At 64.5% G+C, this 16757-nt stretch carries 18 protein-coding genes; 5 read left to right on the top strand and 13 right to left on the bottom strand.

Going from position 1 to position 16757, the window contains the following annotated elements; all coding sequences use genetic code 11:
• The first annotated feature begins 48 nt into the window (after positions 1-48).
• The 3 genes from ACKLNI_RS00850 (at position 49) to ACKLNI_RS00840 (ending at position 2334) form a co-directional block, all read left to right on the top strand.
• Positions 49-216, top strand: coding sequence for a hypothetical protein (locus ACKLNI_RS00850; protein ID WP_413717097.1), 168 nt, complete (start codon positions 49-51; stop codon positions 214-216).
• A gap of 144 nt (positions 217-360) precedes the next feature.
• On the top strand, positions 361-1392 hold the full coding sequence (locus ACKLNI_RS00845) for a flagellar motor switch protein FliG (protein WP_413717096.1): 1032 nt from the start codon (positions 361-363) through the stop codon (positions 1390-1392).
• 243 nt (positions 1393-1635) lie between these two features.
• Positions 1636-2334, top strand: coding sequence for an ArsR/SmtB family transcription factor (locus tag ACKLNI_RS00840; protein WP_413717095.1), 699 nt, complete (start codon positions 1636-1638; stop codon positions 2332-2334).
• Positions 2335-2395: 61 nt separating this feature from the next.
• Here ACKLNI_RS00840 and ACKLNI_RS00835 read toward each other — a convergent pair whose 3' ends face one another.
• Complete coding sequence (locus ACKLNI_RS00835) at positions 2396-3094, bottom strand: DUF1223 domain-containing protein (protein ID WP_413717094.1); 699 nt, start codon at positions 3092-3094, stop codon at positions 2396-2398.
• A 239-nt stretch (positions 3095-3333) separates the two neighbouring features.
• Between ACKLNI_RS00835 and acnA the strand changes: the two genes are divergently transcribed.
• On the top strand, positions 3334-6084 hold the full coding sequence (gene acnA, locus ACKLNI_RS00830) for an aconitate hydratase AcnA (protein WP_413717093.1): 2751 nt from the start codon (positions 3334-3336) through the stop codon (positions 6082-6084).
• Positions 6085-6725: 641 nt separating this feature from the next.
• Here acnA and ACKLNI_RS00825 read toward each other — a convergent pair.
• The 12 genes from ACKLNI_RS00825 to ACKLNI_RS00770 form a co-directional block, all read right to left on the bottom strand.
• The gene (locus tag ACKLNI_RS00825; RefSeq protein ID WP_413717092.1) at positions 6726-7277 is read right to left on the bottom strand and encodes a DsbE family thiol:disulfide interchange protein; all 552 of its coding nucleotides are present in this window, start codon (positions 7275-7277) and stop codon (positions 6726-6728) included.
• Entirely contained in the window at positions 7270-7422 is a 153-nt protein-coding gene (gene ccmD / locus ACKLNI_RS00820; protein WP_413717091.1) for a heme exporter protein CcmD, read from the bottom strand. Before ccmD ends, ACKLNI_RS00825 begins: the two co-directional genes overlap by 8 nt.
• On the bottom strand, positions 7422-8150 hold the full coding sequence (locus ACKLNI_RS00815; RefSeq protein ID WP_413717090.1) for a heme ABC transporter permease: 729 nt from the start codon (positions 8148-8150) through the stop codon (positions 7422-7424). The genes ccmD and ACKLNI_RS00815 overlap by 1 nt, the downstream gene beginning before the upstream one ends.
• A gap of 133 nt (positions 8151-8283) precedes the next feature.
• Positions 8284-8940 carry a heme exporter protein CcmB gene (gene ccmB, locus ACKLNI_RS00810; protein ID WP_413717089.1) on the bottom strand — a complete coding sequence of 219 codons (657 nt, stop codon included), beginning with the start codon at positions 8938-8940 and terminating at the stop codon, positions 8284-8286.
• The gene (ccmA, locus tag ACKLNI_RS00805; RefSeq protein ID WP_413717088.1) at positions 8937-9554 is read right to left on the bottom strand and encodes a heme ABC exporter ATP-binding protein CcmA; all 618 of its coding nucleotides are present in this window, start codon (positions 9552-9554) and stop codon (positions 8937-8939) included. Before ccmA ends, ccmB begins: the two co-directional genes overlap by 4 nt.
• A gap of 3 nt (positions 9555-9557) precedes the next feature.
• The gene (locus ACKLNI_RS00800; RefSeq protein ID WP_413717087.1) at positions 9558-9905 is read right to left on the bottom strand and encodes an Mth938-like domain-containing protein; all 348 of its coding nucleotides are present in this window, start codon (positions 9903-9905) and stop codon (positions 9558-9560) included.
• A 5-nt stretch (positions 9906-9910) separates the two neighbouring features.
• The gene (locus tag ACKLNI_RS00795) at positions 9911-10663 is read right to left on the bottom strand and encodes a sulfite exporter TauE/SafE family protein (RefSeq protein ID WP_413717086.1); all 753 of its coding nucleotides are present in this window, start codon (positions 10661-10663) and stop codon (positions 9911-9913) included.
• Positions 10656-11552: a sulfotransferase domain-containing protein gene (locus ACKLNI_RS00790; protein ID WP_413717085.1), complete on the bottom strand. Its 897-nt coding sequence runs from the start codon at positions 11550-11552 to the stop codon at positions 10656-10658. The genes ACKLNI_RS00795 and ACKLNI_RS00790 overlap by 8 nt, the downstream gene beginning before the upstream one ends.
• Positions 11545-12516, bottom strand: a complete 972-nt coding sequence (secF, locus tag ACKLNI_RS00785; RefSeq protein WP_413717084.1) for a protein translocase subunit SecF — start codon at positions 12514-12516, stop codon at positions 11545-11547. The genes ACKLNI_RS00790 and secF overlap by 8 nt, the downstream gene beginning before the upstream one ends.
• Before the next feature lie 4 nt (positions 12517-12520).
• Complete coding sequence (gene secD / locus ACKLNI_RS00780) at positions 12521-14185, bottom strand: protein translocase subunit SecD (protein ID WP_413717083.1); 1665 nt, start codon at positions 14183-14185, stop codon at positions 12521-12523.
• 16 nt (positions 14186-14201) lie between these two features.
• Positions 14202-14525 (bottom strand): preprotein translocase subunit YajC, encoded by a 324-nt coding sequence (gene yajC / locus ACKLNI_RS00775; RefSeq protein WP_413717082.1) that lies wholly within the window; start codon positions 14523-14525, stop codon positions 14202-14204.
• Positions 14526-14650: 125 nt separating this feature from the next.
• Positions 14651-15187, bottom strand: coding sequence for a hypothetical protein (locus tag ACKLNI_RS00770; RefSeq protein ID WP_413717081.1), 537 nt, complete (start codon positions 15185-15187; stop codon positions 14651-14653).
• 112 nt (positions 15188-15299) lie between these two features.
• On the opposite strand from ACKLNI_RS00770, the gene serS reads away from it, so the two are divergent.
• Positions 15300-16589, top strand: a complete 1290-nt coding sequence (serS, locus tag ACKLNI_RS00765; protein WP_413717080.1) for a serine--tRNA ligase — start codon at positions 15300-15302, stop codon at positions 16587-16589.
• Positions 16590-16757: the final 168 nt, after the last annotated feature.

Below are 16757 nucleotides of genomic sequence, written 5' to 3'. Positions count from 1 at the left end.
GGGTCAACCCGTGCTACTTTGTAGTTGAGGACCAACAAGGAGCGACCCATGAAGACCAAGACACTTCTCGCCGTTCTGGCCCTTGCCGTGATGCCGAGCATTGCCTCGGCCGCATGCTTCGGCGAGCACGCGAAAGAGGAAGTCGTGATGTCCTGCGCGGACGGCACGGAATACGATGCGGCGCAACAGGCCTGCGTCCCGTCGACCACAAGTTAGTTTTTCCCGAATGTGCGTCAGGGGCGGCCCGAAACGGCCGCCCCTTTTTTGTTCCGGCGCCGTCTGTCGGTAGCCATGCGTTAACGGCTGCCCTGCTAAGAACGAAACAGGAACCGGGAATGCTGAATGCCTTTTGACACCGACATGCCAGATCTGTCTCTCGATTTTGCGTCCGCGCCGGGCGTACAGCTGACGCCCAAGGAAAAGGCCGCCGTCGTGGTTCGCCTGCTGCTGGCGGAGGGCGCCGTGCCGGCCCTGTCGTCGCTGCCGGAATCGAAACAGACCGAGCTTGCGATCCAGCTGGCGCGCATGGCCCCCGTCGACCAGGCCACGGTCGCCGCCGTGGTCGACGAGTTCGTCAGCGCGATCGAGAATATCGGCCTGTCCTTCCCCTCCGGGCTTGACGGTGCGCTTGGGCTGCTGGACGGGGTCATAAGCTCCAGCGCGTCGAGCCGCTTGCGGGAAATGGCGCCTGCCGCCTATCGCGGAGATCCCTGGGAACGGATCGGTTCGGTCGACCCGGAGCGCCTTGTGAAGATTCTGGAACGCGAGTCGAACGAGGTGGCCGCGGTGTTATTGTCCAAACTGAAGGTCTCGAAGGCGGCGGAACTGCTGGGGATGCTGCCCGGCGAGCGAGCGCGCAGGATCACCTATGGCGTCTCGTTGACCGGCAGCGTCTCGCCGGACGTGGTCTATCGCATCGGCGTCTCGCTGGCGGATGAGCTGGAAAAACGCCCTGCCCGCGCTTTTTCCGAGGGTCCGGTCACGCGGGTGGGCGCAATCCTGAACTATGCTCCCGGTTCGGTGCGCGACCAGATCCTCGAGGGGTTGGACAAGGACGACGCGGAATTCGCCCGCGAAGTCCGCCAGGCGATCTTTACCTTCGCCAATATCCCCGAGCGCATCTCGCCCCGTGACATGCCGAAGATCCAGGCCAGGATCGAGCAGGCCGATCTTGTCACCGTCGTCGCTGGTGCAGAGGGCGCAGACCGCAAGGCCGTCGAGTTCTTCCTGGAAAACATCTCGAAGAGACTGGCCGAAAACATCGGCGAAGAAGCGAAGGAGAAAGGCGCGGTAAAAACGCAGGACCGCGAGGCAGCGATGATGCGGATCGTCAATGCGATCCGCGAATTGGAGACCGCGGGAGAGATTTTCTTCGTGGCAGACGACGGGTGAGCCAGCCCGGCAACCATGAGTGCAAGACGCCGCTGCGCGGAGTTCTGACCTGCTTCCATGGGTCTGCACGCCTGACTTTCTCGCGCTGGCGCATCACGCGCGGCGTCCTGTGCCGAAACACCTCGGGATGGCGAAGCCGCAGCTCGATATCGTTGAAATTCATGGTGGACCTCGGTGCTGTTATGGGTTCCGCACCGAACCTCGCACTTTCGCGGCGACTATTATTTCGGTAAATACCGAAGCATGACGAGCTCGACTCAAATTGCGCTGATCACGTCGGCCATGGGCGATCCGGTGCGGGTCAACATGCTGCTGGCGCTGCGTTTCGATGGCGGGCTGACCGCCTCGGAACTGGCGCGGGTCGGAAATATCGCGCCCAGCACGGCCAGCGAGCACCTGGCCCGGATGGCTGCGGCGGGCCTGATCGTACAACAGAAGATCGGGCGCAGCCGGCTCTACTCGCTGGCGGACGGAGAAGTTTGCGACATCCTCGACTCGATCACCGCCATGGCCGATCGCAGGCGGGATGCCACATACGAGGCGACCCTGCCCGAAGGCTTGCTTCATGCCCGGCTTTGCTATGACCACCTTGCCGGGCGTCTGGGCTGCGAAATGACCGCCGCCCTGTTCTCGAAAGGCATCCTGACTCAGAGCCCGAAAGGCCCGGTCGTCACCGAGGCAGGATCGGCATGGTTCGGTCAGTTCGGCATCGATCATCGCGAGTTCGAAGACCGGCCACGCTGCGCGCTCCGGCTATGCCGCGACTGGACGGAAGACAGCCACCACCTTGGTGGCGGGCTGGCCTCGGCCCTTCTTGACGCGATGCGGCAGCGCGACTGGATACGCACGCGCCGGGGTGAAATGCGGGTCTTCGTGACGCCGCGCGGCGCCACGGGCCTTCGCGAAACGCTGGGGCTGGATCTGAGGTCACGCGGCCTCTAGCGCGCAGGACACAGGTGCCTGATCGTCGCCGGGTCCGGTATCCGCGGCAGGAGTGGACACTCTAGCGGGTTTTTGCGGCGCCGAGAATGGGACCCGCGTCCCTTGCCTGCACGAGGACCGCGACCGGCATATCCGCGGATACCCGGACATCGGACTTGAAAACCCCGCGCCCGTCCCAAGTGCCGACCTCGACCCAATCGCGGACGATGTTGTGATAACTGAGACGGCGCCCGGCATTCTCGCCCCGGCCGATCTCAACCGTCGCCTTTGGTGTATAGGTCACCAGTTGCACGACCATGCCGGTGGGCACCCGGCCCTCGGCCCTGGCCTCGATCGAGACGCGATCGCCGGACCGCGACAGCCGCACCGAGACCGCGTCCGCCGCATCGGCATGCGCCGCAATCCGCTCGGCCAATTTCATCGGCTTGGTGCCGACCACGTGGTCGACCCCTCCGACGATCATTTGCGGGGTGTAGATCGAACGCTCTCCGGCGGCGTGGGCATAGGCACGCTGGCGCAGCGTGAAGGCGGGTTTCGCGAACAGGTCCTTCCACCCGATATAGTCCCAGTAGTCGACATGAAGCGCGAGGGCGATGATATCGTCGCGCTCCGCGATCTCGGCAAGAATCTTGTCAGCCGGCGGGCAGGAGGAGCAACCTTGCGAGGTGAAGAGTTCGACCACGACAGGTCCGTCGGCGGCAGCAGCGCCGCCGAGTGCGGTCCAGGCTGCCGCAACAAGAGTCAGAAGGCGCGATCGCATGGCGCGGTCCTTTTCATTCCAAGCTTGATCCCTGCGTAACCGAGACATCCCCGACGTGCCAATCAAGGTTTTGAGAGAGTTGGTTACAGCGGCGCGAGCACCACAGGACGCGGATGACCCGAAGTTGGTGGATTTTTTTGTGCACCATGGTATACAAAATAGCCGCACCCCCTTGCGGAAAGGCCCGCGAGGGGAGTATGCCCGCCTCAAATTCCCGTTCAACCCCAGGGAGGTCATCCATGCCCATCACCGTCGGACACGACAGTTCCAAGACCCGCAAGACCCTGACAGTCGGCGGCCAGTCCGTTGCCTATTACTCGATCCCGGCGGCAGAGGCCGCAGGTCTTGGCGATTTCAGCCGCCTGCCCGCTTCGCTGAAAGTGGTTCTGGAAAACATGCTGCGCTTCGAGGATGGCAAGACGGTCAGCGTCGATGACATCCGCGCCTTCGGCGAATGGGGAGCGAACGGCGGACAGAACCCGCGCGAGATCGCATACCGCCCTGCCCGCGTGCTGATGCAGGATTTCACCGGTGTGCCCGCGGTTGTGGACCTGGCGGCGATGCGCGACGGCATCGTGGCGCTTGGCGGCGACGCCGAGAAGATCAACCCGCTGAACCCCGTTGACCTCGTGATCGACCACTCGGTCATGATCGACGAGTTCGGCAACCCGCGCGCGTTCCAGATGAACGTGGACCGCGAGTACGAGCGGAACATGGAGCGCTATACCTTCCTCAAATGGGGTCAGAGCGCGTTCAACAATTTCCGCGTCGTTCCGCCGGGAACGGGGATCTGCCACCAGGTGAACCTGGAATACCTGTCGCAGACGGTCTGGACCGACACCGATCAGGCCGGCCAGGAAGTGGCCTACCCCGACACGCTGGTCGGCACTGACAGCCATACGACGATGGTCAATGGCCTTGCCGTTCTTGGCTGGGGCGTCGGTGGAATCGAAGCCGAGGCCGCGATGCTGGGCCAGCCGATCTCGATGCTGATTCCCGAGGTCGTGGGTTTCGAGCTGACCGGCCAGATGGTCGAGGGCACCACGGGCACCGACCTGGTGCTGAAGGTCGTGGAAATGCTGCGGAAGAAAGGTGTCGTCGGCAAGTTCGTCGAGTTTTTCGGCAAGGGGCTGGATCACCTGCCGCTGGCCGACCGCGCGACCATCGCCAACATGGCACCGGAATACGGCGCGACCTGCGGCTTCTTCCCGATCGACGACGAAACTCTACGCTACCTGCGCCAGTCGGGCCGCTCCGAGGACCGCATTGCGCTGGTCGAGGCCTATGCCAAGGAGAACGGCTTCTGGCGCGGCGCGGATTACGCACCGATCTACACCGACACGCTGCACCTCGACATGGGAACCATCGTTCCGGCGATCTCGGGACCGAAGCGTCCGCAGGACTATACCCCGCTCGATCGCGCTGCCGACTCGTTCTACAAGGTCGTATGCGAATACCGCGGCGTTGATGCCTCGAACGGTGCGCTGGACATGGCCTCCGAAGGCGACACGCTGACCGCGCCCGCCGATGCACGCAAGACGGCCAAGGTCGAAGGCGAAGAGTACACGCTGCGGGACGGCTCGGTGGTGATCGCCTCGATCACTTCCTGCACCAACACCTCGAACCCCTATGTCATGATCGGCGCCGGCCTCGTGGCGCGGAAAGCGCGCGCCAAGGGCCTGACCCGCAAGCCCTGGGTCAAGACTTCGCTGGCACCGGGCAGCCAGGTGGTTTCAGCCTACCTGGAGGCCGCCGGTCTGCAGGAGGATCTCGACGCCATCGGGTTCAACCTCGTGGGCTACGGCTGCACGACCTGCATCGGCAACTCCGGTCCGCTTCAGCCGGAAATCTCCAAGTCGATCAACGAAAACGACCTGATCGCCACCAGCGTTCTGTCCGGCAACCGGAACTTCGAGGGCAGGATCAGCCCCGATGTCCGCGCCAACTACCTGGCTTCGCCGCCGCTGGTGGTGGCCTACGCTCTGGCCGGCGACATGAACATCAACGTGGCGACCGATCCGATCGGAACCGGCAGCGACGGCAACCCTGTCTATCTGAAGGACATCTGGCCGACGCAGAGGGAAGTCGCCGAGCTGGTCGAACAGACCGTGACGCGCGAAGCCTTCCAGTCGAAATATGCCGATGTGTTCAAGGGCGACGAGAAGTGGCGCGGCGTCAAGACCACCGACAGTCTGACCTATGACTGGCCGTCGACCTCGACCTACGTTCAGAACCCGCCCTATTTCCAGGGCATGGCGCAGGAACCCGGCGTCATCAGCAACGTCGAAGGCGCTCGCATTCTGGCAATCCTGGGCGACATGGTCACCACCGACCACATCAGCCCGGCTGGATCGTTCAAGGACACGACCCCAGCCGGGCGGTACCTTGTCGACCGTCAGGTGGCTCCGCGGGAGTTCAACTCCTACGGCTCGCGCCGCGGCAACCACGAGGTCATGATGCGTGGCACCTTCGCCAACATCCGTATCCGCAACGAAATGCTGGATGGCGTCGAGGGCGGCTACACCACCGGACCGGACGGCAGCCAGATGGCGATCTACGACGCCGCCATGGCCTATCAGGAGCAGGGCACGCCCCTGGTGATCTTCGCCGGTGAGCAGTACGGCGCAGGATCGTCGCGCGACTGGGCCGCCAAGGGCACCGCCCTTCTGGGCGTGAAGGCCGTGGTCGCGGAATCATTCGAGCGTATCCACCGTTCCAACCTGGTCGGCATGGGGGTCATTCCCTTCGAGTTCACCGACGGCGACACCCGCAAGTCGCTGGGCCTGACCGGCGAAGAGACGGTCTCGATCACGGGTCTGGAAGGCGATCTCAAGCCGCAATCGCTTGTGCCTTGTACAATCACCTTTGCGGACGGCTCCGTGAAGGAGATCCAGATCAAGTGCCGGATCGATACCGCAATCGAGAAGGAATACATCGAGCACGGCGGTGTTCTGCACTATGTGCTGAGGGATCTCGCCAAGTCGGCCTGATTTTCAAAGCGATGAAGAATTGTGCGGCCGCGCTTTTTGCGCGGCCGCTTTCGTTTCAGAAACGTGAAATTGGCGACGAAACCGATGACGCAGGGTCAAATATATGCTAACGGATAGGTAGGTAACGAGTGAGGGGTTAAGACTAACGATTTTAATGAGTGCGTGCAGAGGGGGATAGTCCAGACAATCGCCGAGATATTATTCGGTCGTGGACGACGAGCCTGTGGCCTAGGTCGTGCCTTACGAATACTCAACTAGGGCAGGCAATCCATCTTCAGGGCGCTTCGGTCGGAAGACCGGAGCGCCCGTGCTTTTCGGACCCCCGTTCTGTCCCGAAGTGAGTCGGCCCACGCGGTCAAATTGCGTCGGTTCCGTGGCCATCATCCCGAATGATTGCGAAGAAATTTCGAACAGTTCCGAAAGGACAGGCGCACTGTTTCGGCGCTGCTTCGAAATACAACCTGAACAGGCTGTTTCCCTCGTAAATTGGCGAAAATTAGGCATAAATGGGACCGTAAACAGTTCAGGGGTAGCGTAGTATGCATCGTACGAGTGACAGTCTCAGGGTGATAGCCCGCGCAATGCCGCTTTCACTTCCGCCCCTGGAAGGCGCGGCTTTGGTGGCACTGATCCTGATCTGGCTATTGGGTTCCTGACGCCTTTCCGATCGCCGGACGTATCCTGTTTTCCAGGATGCTTTCGGTGATCGGACCGGCGAAGCGCAGGACCACGTTTCCGGTACCATCGAGCACGAATGTCTCGGGCACTCCGTAGACGCCCCAGTCGATCGCGACGCGTCCCGCGGTATCGGCGCCGATCCCGACATAGGGGTCGCCCAGCTCTTCCAGGAAGGCGATCGCCTTCTGCGAATCATCCTTGTAATTGATCCCGTAGATGGGCAGCCCCTCCTCGGCCAGCCGCATCAGTTGCGGGTGTTCCACCCGGCAGGGCGCGCACCAGCTGGCCCAGTAATTCACGATCTTGACCTGACCGTCGGCCATCACGGAATTGTCAAAGGGCGGCACGGACCCCACCGGCGTCAGGGATACCGGCGGCGCAGGCTGTCCTACCAGGGTGGACGGCAGCGCATCGGGGTCGTCGCGGTACATCCCACCGAAGAACAGTCCCGCAAGAGCGGCGAATACGACTGGCGGGATCAGGGCCAGCCAAGGGAAAGACCGCTTCTCAGCCATTCTTCTGACGCGCCTCGGCGCTTTCCAGCGACCGGCGCACCTTGCGGCTTTGCACCACCGAGAGGGTCACGATCCCAATGAGCAGGATCGCCGTGACGCCATAGGACAGCGCGACCTCGACCGCGTATTTGCCGAGTTCGGGCATCAGGTCATCCTCTCGCGGGCTTCGATCGCGTGAATGCGGCGGGCACGGATCTCGGTCCGCGTGCGCAGGAGCACCAGTGCGACGAACAGGAGGATGAAGCCGGCGATGGACACGAGAAGCGGCAACCAGAAGACATCCGAGATGTTCTCTTCCTTGTCGAGCGACAGTGTCGCGCCCTGGTGCAGGCCCTGGTTCCAGAAATTGACCGCGTAACGGGACAGGAGCGCGAAGACCGAACCGACAAGACAGAGGACGCTGGTCAGGTCCGCCGCCGTGTCCGGGTCCTCGATCGCCGCCCAGAGCGCCATGTAGCCGAGGTAGAAGAGGAAGAGGATCAGGAACGAGGTCAGACGCGGATCCCAGGCCCACCATGTGCCCCACATCGGCTGACCCCAAACGGCCCCTGTGAAGAGCGCGATCAGCGTCATGGTGACCCCGATGGGCGCCGCAGCCTTCGCCGCAAGCGCCGAGACGTGATGCCGCCGGATCAGCCATACGAGCGAGGTCACCAGCATCATCGCCCAGATGTTGATCGCCATCATCGCGGACGGCACGTGGATGTAGATGATCTTGACGGTCGAGCCCATGCGGAAGTCGTCGGGGGTGAAGAAGAAGCCCCAGACCAGTCCGACCGCAAGGCAGAGTCCGGCCAGCACGAAAAGCGGCATCACGAGCCGATCGGTCGTGGCCATGAATTTCCGCGGATTGGCGTATTCCCAGAGTGACATGGAATTTACCTACTCAGCCCCGGCCCCGCCTACAAGTCACGACCGCTTGTGCGAAGTGTCGCGGCCCGCCCGATGCGAGGGGCGCCGCCCCTCGCGCTCCCCGCCGTATTTGAGCCAGGAAGAAGGACCGGGGTCATCGGAGATTGATCCGGAGCGCCGCGGCGCCGGCGAACGGCAGGAGCGCGAGCGCCGCGAAGGTGATACCGGCCAGGAGCGTGACCGGGGCGCCCGAGGCCAGTCCCTCCGCCGCGCGGCGCACGGCGGTGGCACCGAAAATCAGGGTCGGCACGTAGAGCGGCAGGACGAGAAGCGACAGCAGAAGCCCGCCGCGCTTGAGCCCCACCGTCAGCGCCGCGCCGAACGCGCCGATCATCGAGAGCGCCGGGGTGCCGAGGAGCAGGGTCAGCACCAGCGCCGCGAAGGCCGGGCCGGGCAGGTTCAGGAAGATGCCGAAGAGCGGCGCCGCCAGCGTCAACGGCAGGCCCGTGGTGATCCAGTGCGCCAGAGCCTTGATCGCGACGACGGCCTCGAGCGGAATCGGTGCGGTGGCCAGCAGTTCCAGCGAGCCGTCCTCGAAATCGGTGGCGAAGATGCGGTCGAGCGACAGGAGACAGGCGAGAAGCGCGCCGATCCAGAGGATACCCGGCGCGATCGGCCCGAGGATCGCCGCGTCAGGTCCGACGCCGAAGGGAACCAGCACCGTCACGATCAGGAAGAAGGCCAGGGCCAGGCCGAAGCCCCCGCCGGCCCGGATCGCCAGTTTCAGGTCCCGGGTCAGGAGGCGGATCATGCGAAGGCCTCGTCGAAATCGGTGGCCGCCGCCTCGGTGGCGCGGAAACCCGAGACATCCAGCGTGTCGGCGTCGAGGCCGAGATCGATATGGGTCGCGATGAGCGCCGCGCCGCCTTCGGCGAGGTGCGCGCGGGTGGCGGCGGCGAAGAGCCCCACCGAAGCGCTATCGAGCGACACGGTGGGTTCGTCGAGCGCCCAGACCGGACGGCCGGCAACCAGAAGCCGGGCCAGGCCGAGACGGCGCTTCTGCCCAGCCGACAGGCGGCCCGCCATGCGGTCCCTGAGACCGGTGAGATCGAAGGCTTCAAGCGCCGGGCCGATGCCGGAGGTGCCGAAAAGCGCAGCCCAGAATTCGAGATTCTCGGCCACCGTCAGCGTCGACTTCAGTCCGTCGGAATGGGCCGCGTAGGCGATGCTGTCGGGCGCGGCCTCTATCGTGCCGGTGACCGGAGGCTGGAGACCGGCGATGGTGCGAAGAAGCGTCGTCTTGCCGGAACCGTTCGGGCCGCGCAGGATCAGCGCCTGGCCGGGCGAAAGCGAGAAGGCGAGCCCCGCCAGGACAGGCAGGCCGCCGCGCGCGCAGGTCAGGTTCGTGACCGAGAGCAGCGCCATGGATCAGACCGGCAGCGCGGCGAGCGCCACGCGGCGCCCCTCGCCCAGAAGAACGTTGTAGGTGCGGCAGGCCTGCGGGCTGGCCATGGCCTCGACCCCGATACCCGCGCTTTCCAGGGCGTCGCGGAATGCCGGCGGCACATGGGCGATCTCGGCGCCGGTTCCGACGAGGAGAACGTCGATGTCGGCGGAGACGAGTGTCGCGGTATCCCCGTATCCGCCCCAGGCGGCGACACCGGTGGGCAGAATGGCCACGGCGCCTTTGCGCGGGACGCCGCCGATACGGAAGAAGCCGGGGCCATAGCCCTCTACGGGAAGTGCGTCGGTATATCTGACTTCGTTCAGCCGCATTTCTCTCAGTCCCAGACAGGCAGGCCCAGAAGCGCCGAGCCCGCGATGATCAGGTAGGCCGCCACGCGATAGTACCGCTCGGCCTCGGGCCGGAAAAGCCGCCCACCCGCCCAATTGCCCAAGGTATAGGGCAGGATCATCAGAACGCCCAGCATGAGCGCCGTCACCACGAGGTACCCGTTCCACCAAAGAACCGCCAGCAGAAGAATGTCCGCCAGGATCAGGTAGAGCATGCTGTTGGCGCGGATCGCCGTGATCGGCAACGTCGAGGCCATGTAGAGAAGGATGATCGGCGGGCCCGGAAGCCCGACGCATCCGGCGAGAAAGCCCCCGATGGCTCCCGTAGCGAAGATCAGCGGCTTTGTAAGCCGGCCTCGGTACCGCACTCCGCCGATCAGCAGGGCAAGCATGCCGAGCGCCACGAGGGACACGCCCCAGCGAAAGACCTCGGGAGGCACCTGCGCCAGTACCCACACTCCGAACGGCAGACCAACGAGTGCGCCGATACCAAGCCGCACCACGTCGCCCGGATGCCCGTCGCGCAGGGCTCGGGGGACGTGGATCAAGGGGCCGGTCAGATCCTTGATCAGGAGCGTCGTCAAGGCCTCGAACGGCGACAGCACCTGCGCGGCGACCGGCAGATAAACCATCGCTGTGCCGAAACCCGTGAAGCCGCGCACGATTCCGGCGAGAAAGGCGCCGAGGGTGAGAAGCCAAAGTCCCTCCGTCGCAAAGGCGCGGGCCAGCGAGTCAGACATCTCCCTGACCGGTCTCGATCCAGCGCCGGAGCCGCGGGTCGGGCAAAAGGTCGGCGAAGCGCGCGTCGTAGCGCGCGATCTGGGCCTCGGTGAACTGGTCCTGCCAGCCGCCGGATCGTCCGGAGGCGAAGAACGCGCGTTCATCATGCCAGAGGTTGTTGGACACCTCGGGCGCGAACTCGGCGGCGCGGGATTTCATTGCGCCGAATTCGGTCGCCTGGCGAATCCGTTCCCGCAATTCGGGCGATGCGCCGGCTCCAAGGTGAGCATCAAGGCGCGCGATGGTCCCGGCATGGTCGCGCGACATGGCGGCGTAGTTCAGCATGAGCGCCCCGGGCCAGCGGCCAAGCTGCGTGGCCTCGAAATGCGCAACGATGGTCGCCAGCGTGTCCCGGTCGACCTCGTCCGGCGAGAACGGTGTCTCGAGGTAGAAATCCAGAGCATCGGACTGGCTTTCCAGCATTGGATGCGAGTCGAGGCCCCGCCGGTTCTGGAGGTGTTTCCGGCTGGACAGGAAGACTTCCATGGGATGCCGGAAGACCACGACCACGTGGACACCGTCCCAGACGGGCCAGCCGTCGAGAGGCGTATGGGTCTTGATCACGCGGCGCCCGGTCTGGCGGTCGAGAAGCGCCTGCGTCTCGGCGGCGGGCTGGAACGTCGCGTCGATCCACGGCGAGACGCGCCCCAGAACGTCCGGCAAATCGGTCGTACCCCGCAGAAGCATCGCGATCATGCTTTGCGCCCATGTCGTGCCGGATTTCGCAGGTGTCGCCAGGATCACGTCGCCCCGCCTGGGCGCAAAGCCGTCCCAGAGGTCAGGGTCGGTGATTCTGCCGCGATAGCTCTGTGCCCGTGGGCTCAGAAGCTGGGCGGCAGCGTCAGGCATCGATATTGCCGAACCGCGTGCCCGCACCGCCATCGGTCGGCTTTGACCAGTCGCGCTTCACGCCCAGCATCAGGACCACGTTCTTGGCGACATAGACCGAGGAATAGGTACCGACGATGATGCCCCAGGTGATCGCGAAGATGAATCCGCGGATCACGTCGCCGCCAAGGATCAGGAGTGCGATCAGCGCCAGCAGCGTCGTGCCGGAGGTCATCAGGGTGCGGCTGAGAGTTTCGTTCGTGGTCAGGTTCATGACCTCCTGCAGAGGCGTCGTCTTGTACTTCCTGAGGTTCTCGCGCAGGCGATCGAAGATGACCACCGTGTCGTTGATCGAGTAGCCGACGATCGTCAGAAGCGCCGCGATGGTGGCGAGATCGAAGCGGATCTGCAGAATGCTGAAAATGCCGATGGTCAGGATCACGTCATGGATCAGGGCCGCGATGGCGCCGACGGCGAACTGCCACTCGAACCTGAGCCAGATGTAGACGAGGATCGCCCCCATCGCCGCAAGGACGGCAAGAATGGCGGTCTGGATCAGCTCGCCCGAAACCTTGGGACCCACGGATTCGACCGAGGTGAACTTGATCGAGGGCTCGACGGCCAAAAGCGCGGCTTCAACGGCCTGGATGACCTCTCCCGTGGCGCTTTCCTGGCCCTCCTGGGCCTCGATGCGGATCATCGCCACATACTGGTCGTCACGGAAGGAGGGATCGAAAACCTCGGAAATCGAGACCTGGCCGAGATTCTGCGCCTCGACCGCGGCGCGGTATGCGGCCACGTCGACGGGCTGGCTTGCCTCGGTGCGGATCGTGGTGCCGCCGCGGAAGTCGATCCCGAAGTTAAGTCCGATCAGCAGCCAGGCGGCGATGGACAGGATGACGGCAACAACGGAAGCGCCCAGGGTCACCCGCGCGAAGCGGAAGAAGTCGATATTCGTCTGTTCGGGAACCAGTCTCAGTCGCATGGGATCACACCTCGATGGTCCGGGGACGTTTGCGTTCGAACCACATCACGATGAACAGCCGGGTCACGAAAATCGCGGTGAAGACTGATGTCAGGATACCGATTCCCAGCGTCACGGCAAAGCCGCGAACCGGGCCCGAGCCGAGTACGAAGAGGATCGTGGCGGTGATGAACGTGGTGATGTTGGCGTCGATGATGGCTGACAGCGCGCGCTCGTAGCCCAGTTCGATGGCCCGCGACGGACCCTTGGCCGTTCGCAGTTCTTCGCGAATCCGTTCGAAGACAAGCACGTTGGCGTCGACCGCCATGCCGATGGTCAGCACGATCCCGGCGATGCCCGGCAGCGTCAGCGTCGCACCGATGACCGAAAGCACGCCGAACATGAGCCCCACGTTCAGGAGAAGCGCGAGATTCGCGAACACGCCGAACAGCCCGTAGGACAGGACCATGAAGACCAGCACGGCCACGAAGGCGACGATACAGGCGATGCGGCCCGCGTCGATGCTGTCCTGCCCCAGTTCGGGGCCGATCGTGCGCTCTTCCAGGAAGGTCAGCTCTGCCGGCAGGGCGCCGGCCCGGAGGAGAACGGCAAGCTGTGTCGAGGATTCGACGGAGAAATTTCCGGTGATCTGCCCCGATCCGCCGGTGATGGGCTCTCGGATTTGCGGCGCGGTGATCACCCGGTCGTCCAGAACGGTGGCGAACAGGGCACCCACGTTCTCTGAGGTGTACTGGCCGAAAACCCGCGCGCCGGACGGGTTGAAGCGGAAACTGACCGCCGGCATCCCGTTCTGGTCGAAGGTCGGCTGGGCATCCACGAGGTCCTCGCCCGACAGCACCGCCGCCTGTTCGACGATGTAATACTCGTTCTCGTTCTCGAGATCCTGCACCACGATGTTGCCCGGCCCCGGGATGGCCTGTGGGTCGCCCGTGCGGCTGACAACCGGGTGGAAGGTCAGGCGCGCGGTCGTGCCGATCAGCGCCTTGAGTTCCGCGGCCGAACCGATGCCCGGCACCTGGATCAGGATACGGTTCTCGCCCTGCCGCTGGATGGTCGGCTCGCGCGTGCCGACCTCGTCCACACGACGGCGGATGATTTCCAGCGCCTGCTGGATCGTCCGGTTGTCGGTGGCGACCTTTTCTTCGGGCGTCAGCTGCACGGTGATGACGTTGCCGTCACCCGCGACTTCGATATCTCGCGCTCCGACGCCGGTCAGGGACACGACGGGCTGGGCCAAGGCGCGGACCGCTTCGAGAGCGCCCGGCATCGCCTCGGCATTCTGGATGCGGATCTGGAGCGTGCCCTCGGGCGCGCTGTCCAGACGTTCGACGAACCCCACCTGGTCGCGGATGCCGACGAGTGCGTCGCGCACCTCGGGCCAATAGCCGTCCATCCGGTCGGAATAGACGTCCTCGACATGGACCTCGGCCAGCAGGTGCGCCCCGCCCCTCAGGTCGAGCCCGAGGTTGACCAGCGTCGCCGGCAGGAACGAGGGCCAGCCGGCCGCCGCCTCCTCGCGCTCGGGCGTAGCACCCAAGGCGTCAATCTCGGCAACAGCGTCGTTATGCTGTTCTACGCGGGTGTAGAACGCGTTCGGAAACGCAAAGACAATGCCAGCCAGGCATACGGCCAGAATGGAAATGCGCTTCCACGCAGGGATCTGAAGCATCGGGGCGGCCCCTTCGTCAGGAGTTCGCGGGTTCCGTCTTGGACCGCACCGTTGTGATCGTGTGCTTGACCACGCGAACATTGACACCGGATGCGATCTCGACTTCGACTTCGCCGTCGTCGCGCACCTTGGTCACCTTGCCCACGAGGCCGCCGGCGGTCACCACCTGGTCACCGCGCCGCAGCGCCTCGACCATGGCCTGATGCTCTTTCAGTTTCTTCTGCTGCGGGCGGATCAGCAGGAAATACATGATCAGGAAAATGAGGATCAGGGGCAGAAAGCTCGCGAAGGCTCCCCCTGCTCCACCGGCCGCCTGGGCGTAGGCTGGTGTCACGAACATCGTCAGTCCTTGTGTTATTGGCCGGGGGTGTCCCCCCCGTTTGGATTGGCGCGCACCCTATCTGTGGGCTTTGACCTTGGCAAGCAAGGGAGGACCGGGTTTTTCTTGCCCGCGCCCGTTTCGGTTCAGCGACGGGTCCGGCGCAGAAGCTCCTTCAGCGCCTCGGCCTCGGCCTGCAACTCGGCGGCGCCCGCGCTGGCGTAGTGTCCCGCCGCCCGGTCGAAGGCCTCTCCCAGATCGCCCAAAAGCTCAAGGAACCGCCGGCGCGTGCCGGGGTCGGGCGTCGCGGCGTAGTGTCGGGCAAAATGTTTCGCGGTCTGTTCGGCGGCGATCAGGATCTGGCCAAGATGCCGCTTCGCCCGCCGGTAATGCGCCGGTTCTGCCAACATGGCGTCCTTGAGGCGGCTGACCGCGCCGGTGAAACGCTCGGTCGCCGCCCAGAGTTCCGTGTCGGCCAGCCCCGCGATCGCGACCTCGATCGCCGTGACATGGCGCGTCGCTTCCTCGGCCATGACGCGCGCCGCGATCTCGGCGGGGCTTTCGGGCGGCAGTTCCGGACGCTTCTTCGGGGCCGAGAGAACACCAAGCCAGGCGCGCGCGAAATTCCACGCCACGAGCAATGCGCTGGCCATCAGCGCCAGTCTGAAGACAAGGCTCCACATGCGTCTCATATCTCCATGCAACGTGGCCGGATCAAGGCATGCGCTTCATGGTTCCAAAGCCGTTGCGAATCCGCCATATAGCGGCGCATCGACATGACCCGAGGAGAGACCGATGCACGATATTCGCGCCATCCGCGAGAACCCCGCCGCCTTCGACGCCGCCATGGCGAAGCGTGGGATCTCGGGCGCTTCGTCGGAAATCCTGGAAATCGACGCCGGCCGCCGGGCCCGGATCGCCGCAGCAGAGGCTGCTCAGGCCGAGCGCAACGCGGCCTCGAAAGAGGTAGGCGCCGCGAAGGCCAAAGGCGACGAGGCCGAATTCGAACGGTTGCGCGCGCTCGTTGCCGAGAAGAAGGACGAGATCGCGCGGCTGGAAGCCGAGGCCAAGGCCGAGGACGACCGGTTGCGCGACCTGCTGATGTCTTTGGACAACCTTCCCGCCGACGACGTGCCCGTTGGCGAAGACGAAAACGACAACGTCGAGATCCACCGCTGGGGCACCCCGCCCGAGTTTTCCTTCAAGCCCAGGGAGCATTTCGAGATCGAGGGCGTGAAGCCGGGTATGGATTTCGAGACCGCTGCGAAGCTCTCGGGCAGCCGGTTCGTCCTGATGTCGGGCGCCGTGGCCCGCGTTCACCGGGCGTTGGCACAGATGATGCTGGACATTCACACGACCGAAAACGGCCTGACCGAGGCGATCACGCCGGTCCTCGTACGGGACGAGGCGATGTACGGCACGAACCAGCTGCCGAAATTCGCCGAGGACAGCTATCGCACGACGAACGGCTGGTGGCTGATCCCCACGTCCGAGGTCACGCTGACGAATATCGTCCGCGAGACGATCGTCGATGGCGACAGCCTGCCCCGGCGCTACACGGCGCATACCCAGTGCTTCCGCTCGGAAGCGGGAAGCGCGGGAAAGGACACTTCCGGCATGCTGCGCCAGCACCAGTTCGAGAAGGTCGAGATGGTCACGATCTGCCATCCCGAGACCTCGGACGACGAGCAGAAGCGCATGCTGGGCTGCGCCGAGGGTATCCTGCAGCGGCTTGGCCTTGCCTACAGGACGGTCGTTCTCTGCACCGGAGACATGGGCTTCGGCGCGCGGCGCACCTATGACATCGAAGTCTGGCTGCCCGGGCAGAACACCTATCGCGAGATCAGTTCGGTCTCGACCTGCGGCGATTTCCAGGCGCGTCGGATGAACGCTCGGTTCCGCGACGCGGATGGCAAACCGCAGTTCGTGCACACGCTGAACGGCTCGGGACTTGCCGTGGGCCGCTGCCTGATCGCGGTCCTCGAGAACGGCCAGACCGAGGATGGCGGCGTGGCATTGCCCGAGGGGCTTTATCCATGGCTCGGCGGCCGGACCCGGATCACGCCCGAGGGTCAGCTGGTCTGACACGAATGCGAGGGGCGCTGCCCCTCGCGCTCCCCGCCGTATTTCGCCCAGGAAGAATGTGCGTTTTCGTCAGGATGCACCTGCTCGCGGAAATATGCTTCGGGGACAGCGACTCCGCCTGCGGCCGCTCACTGGCCCAGAGGCGGTTTGCCCAGATGTTTCCGCAGG

Source organism: Silicimonas lutimaris (genome assembly GCF_047314965.1).
Classification (GTDB): Bacteria; Pseudomonadota; Alphaproteobacteria; order Rhodobacterales; family Rhodobacteraceae; genus JAVJUV01.
This window is presented reverse-complemented; position numbering and strand designations above follow the sequence as displayed.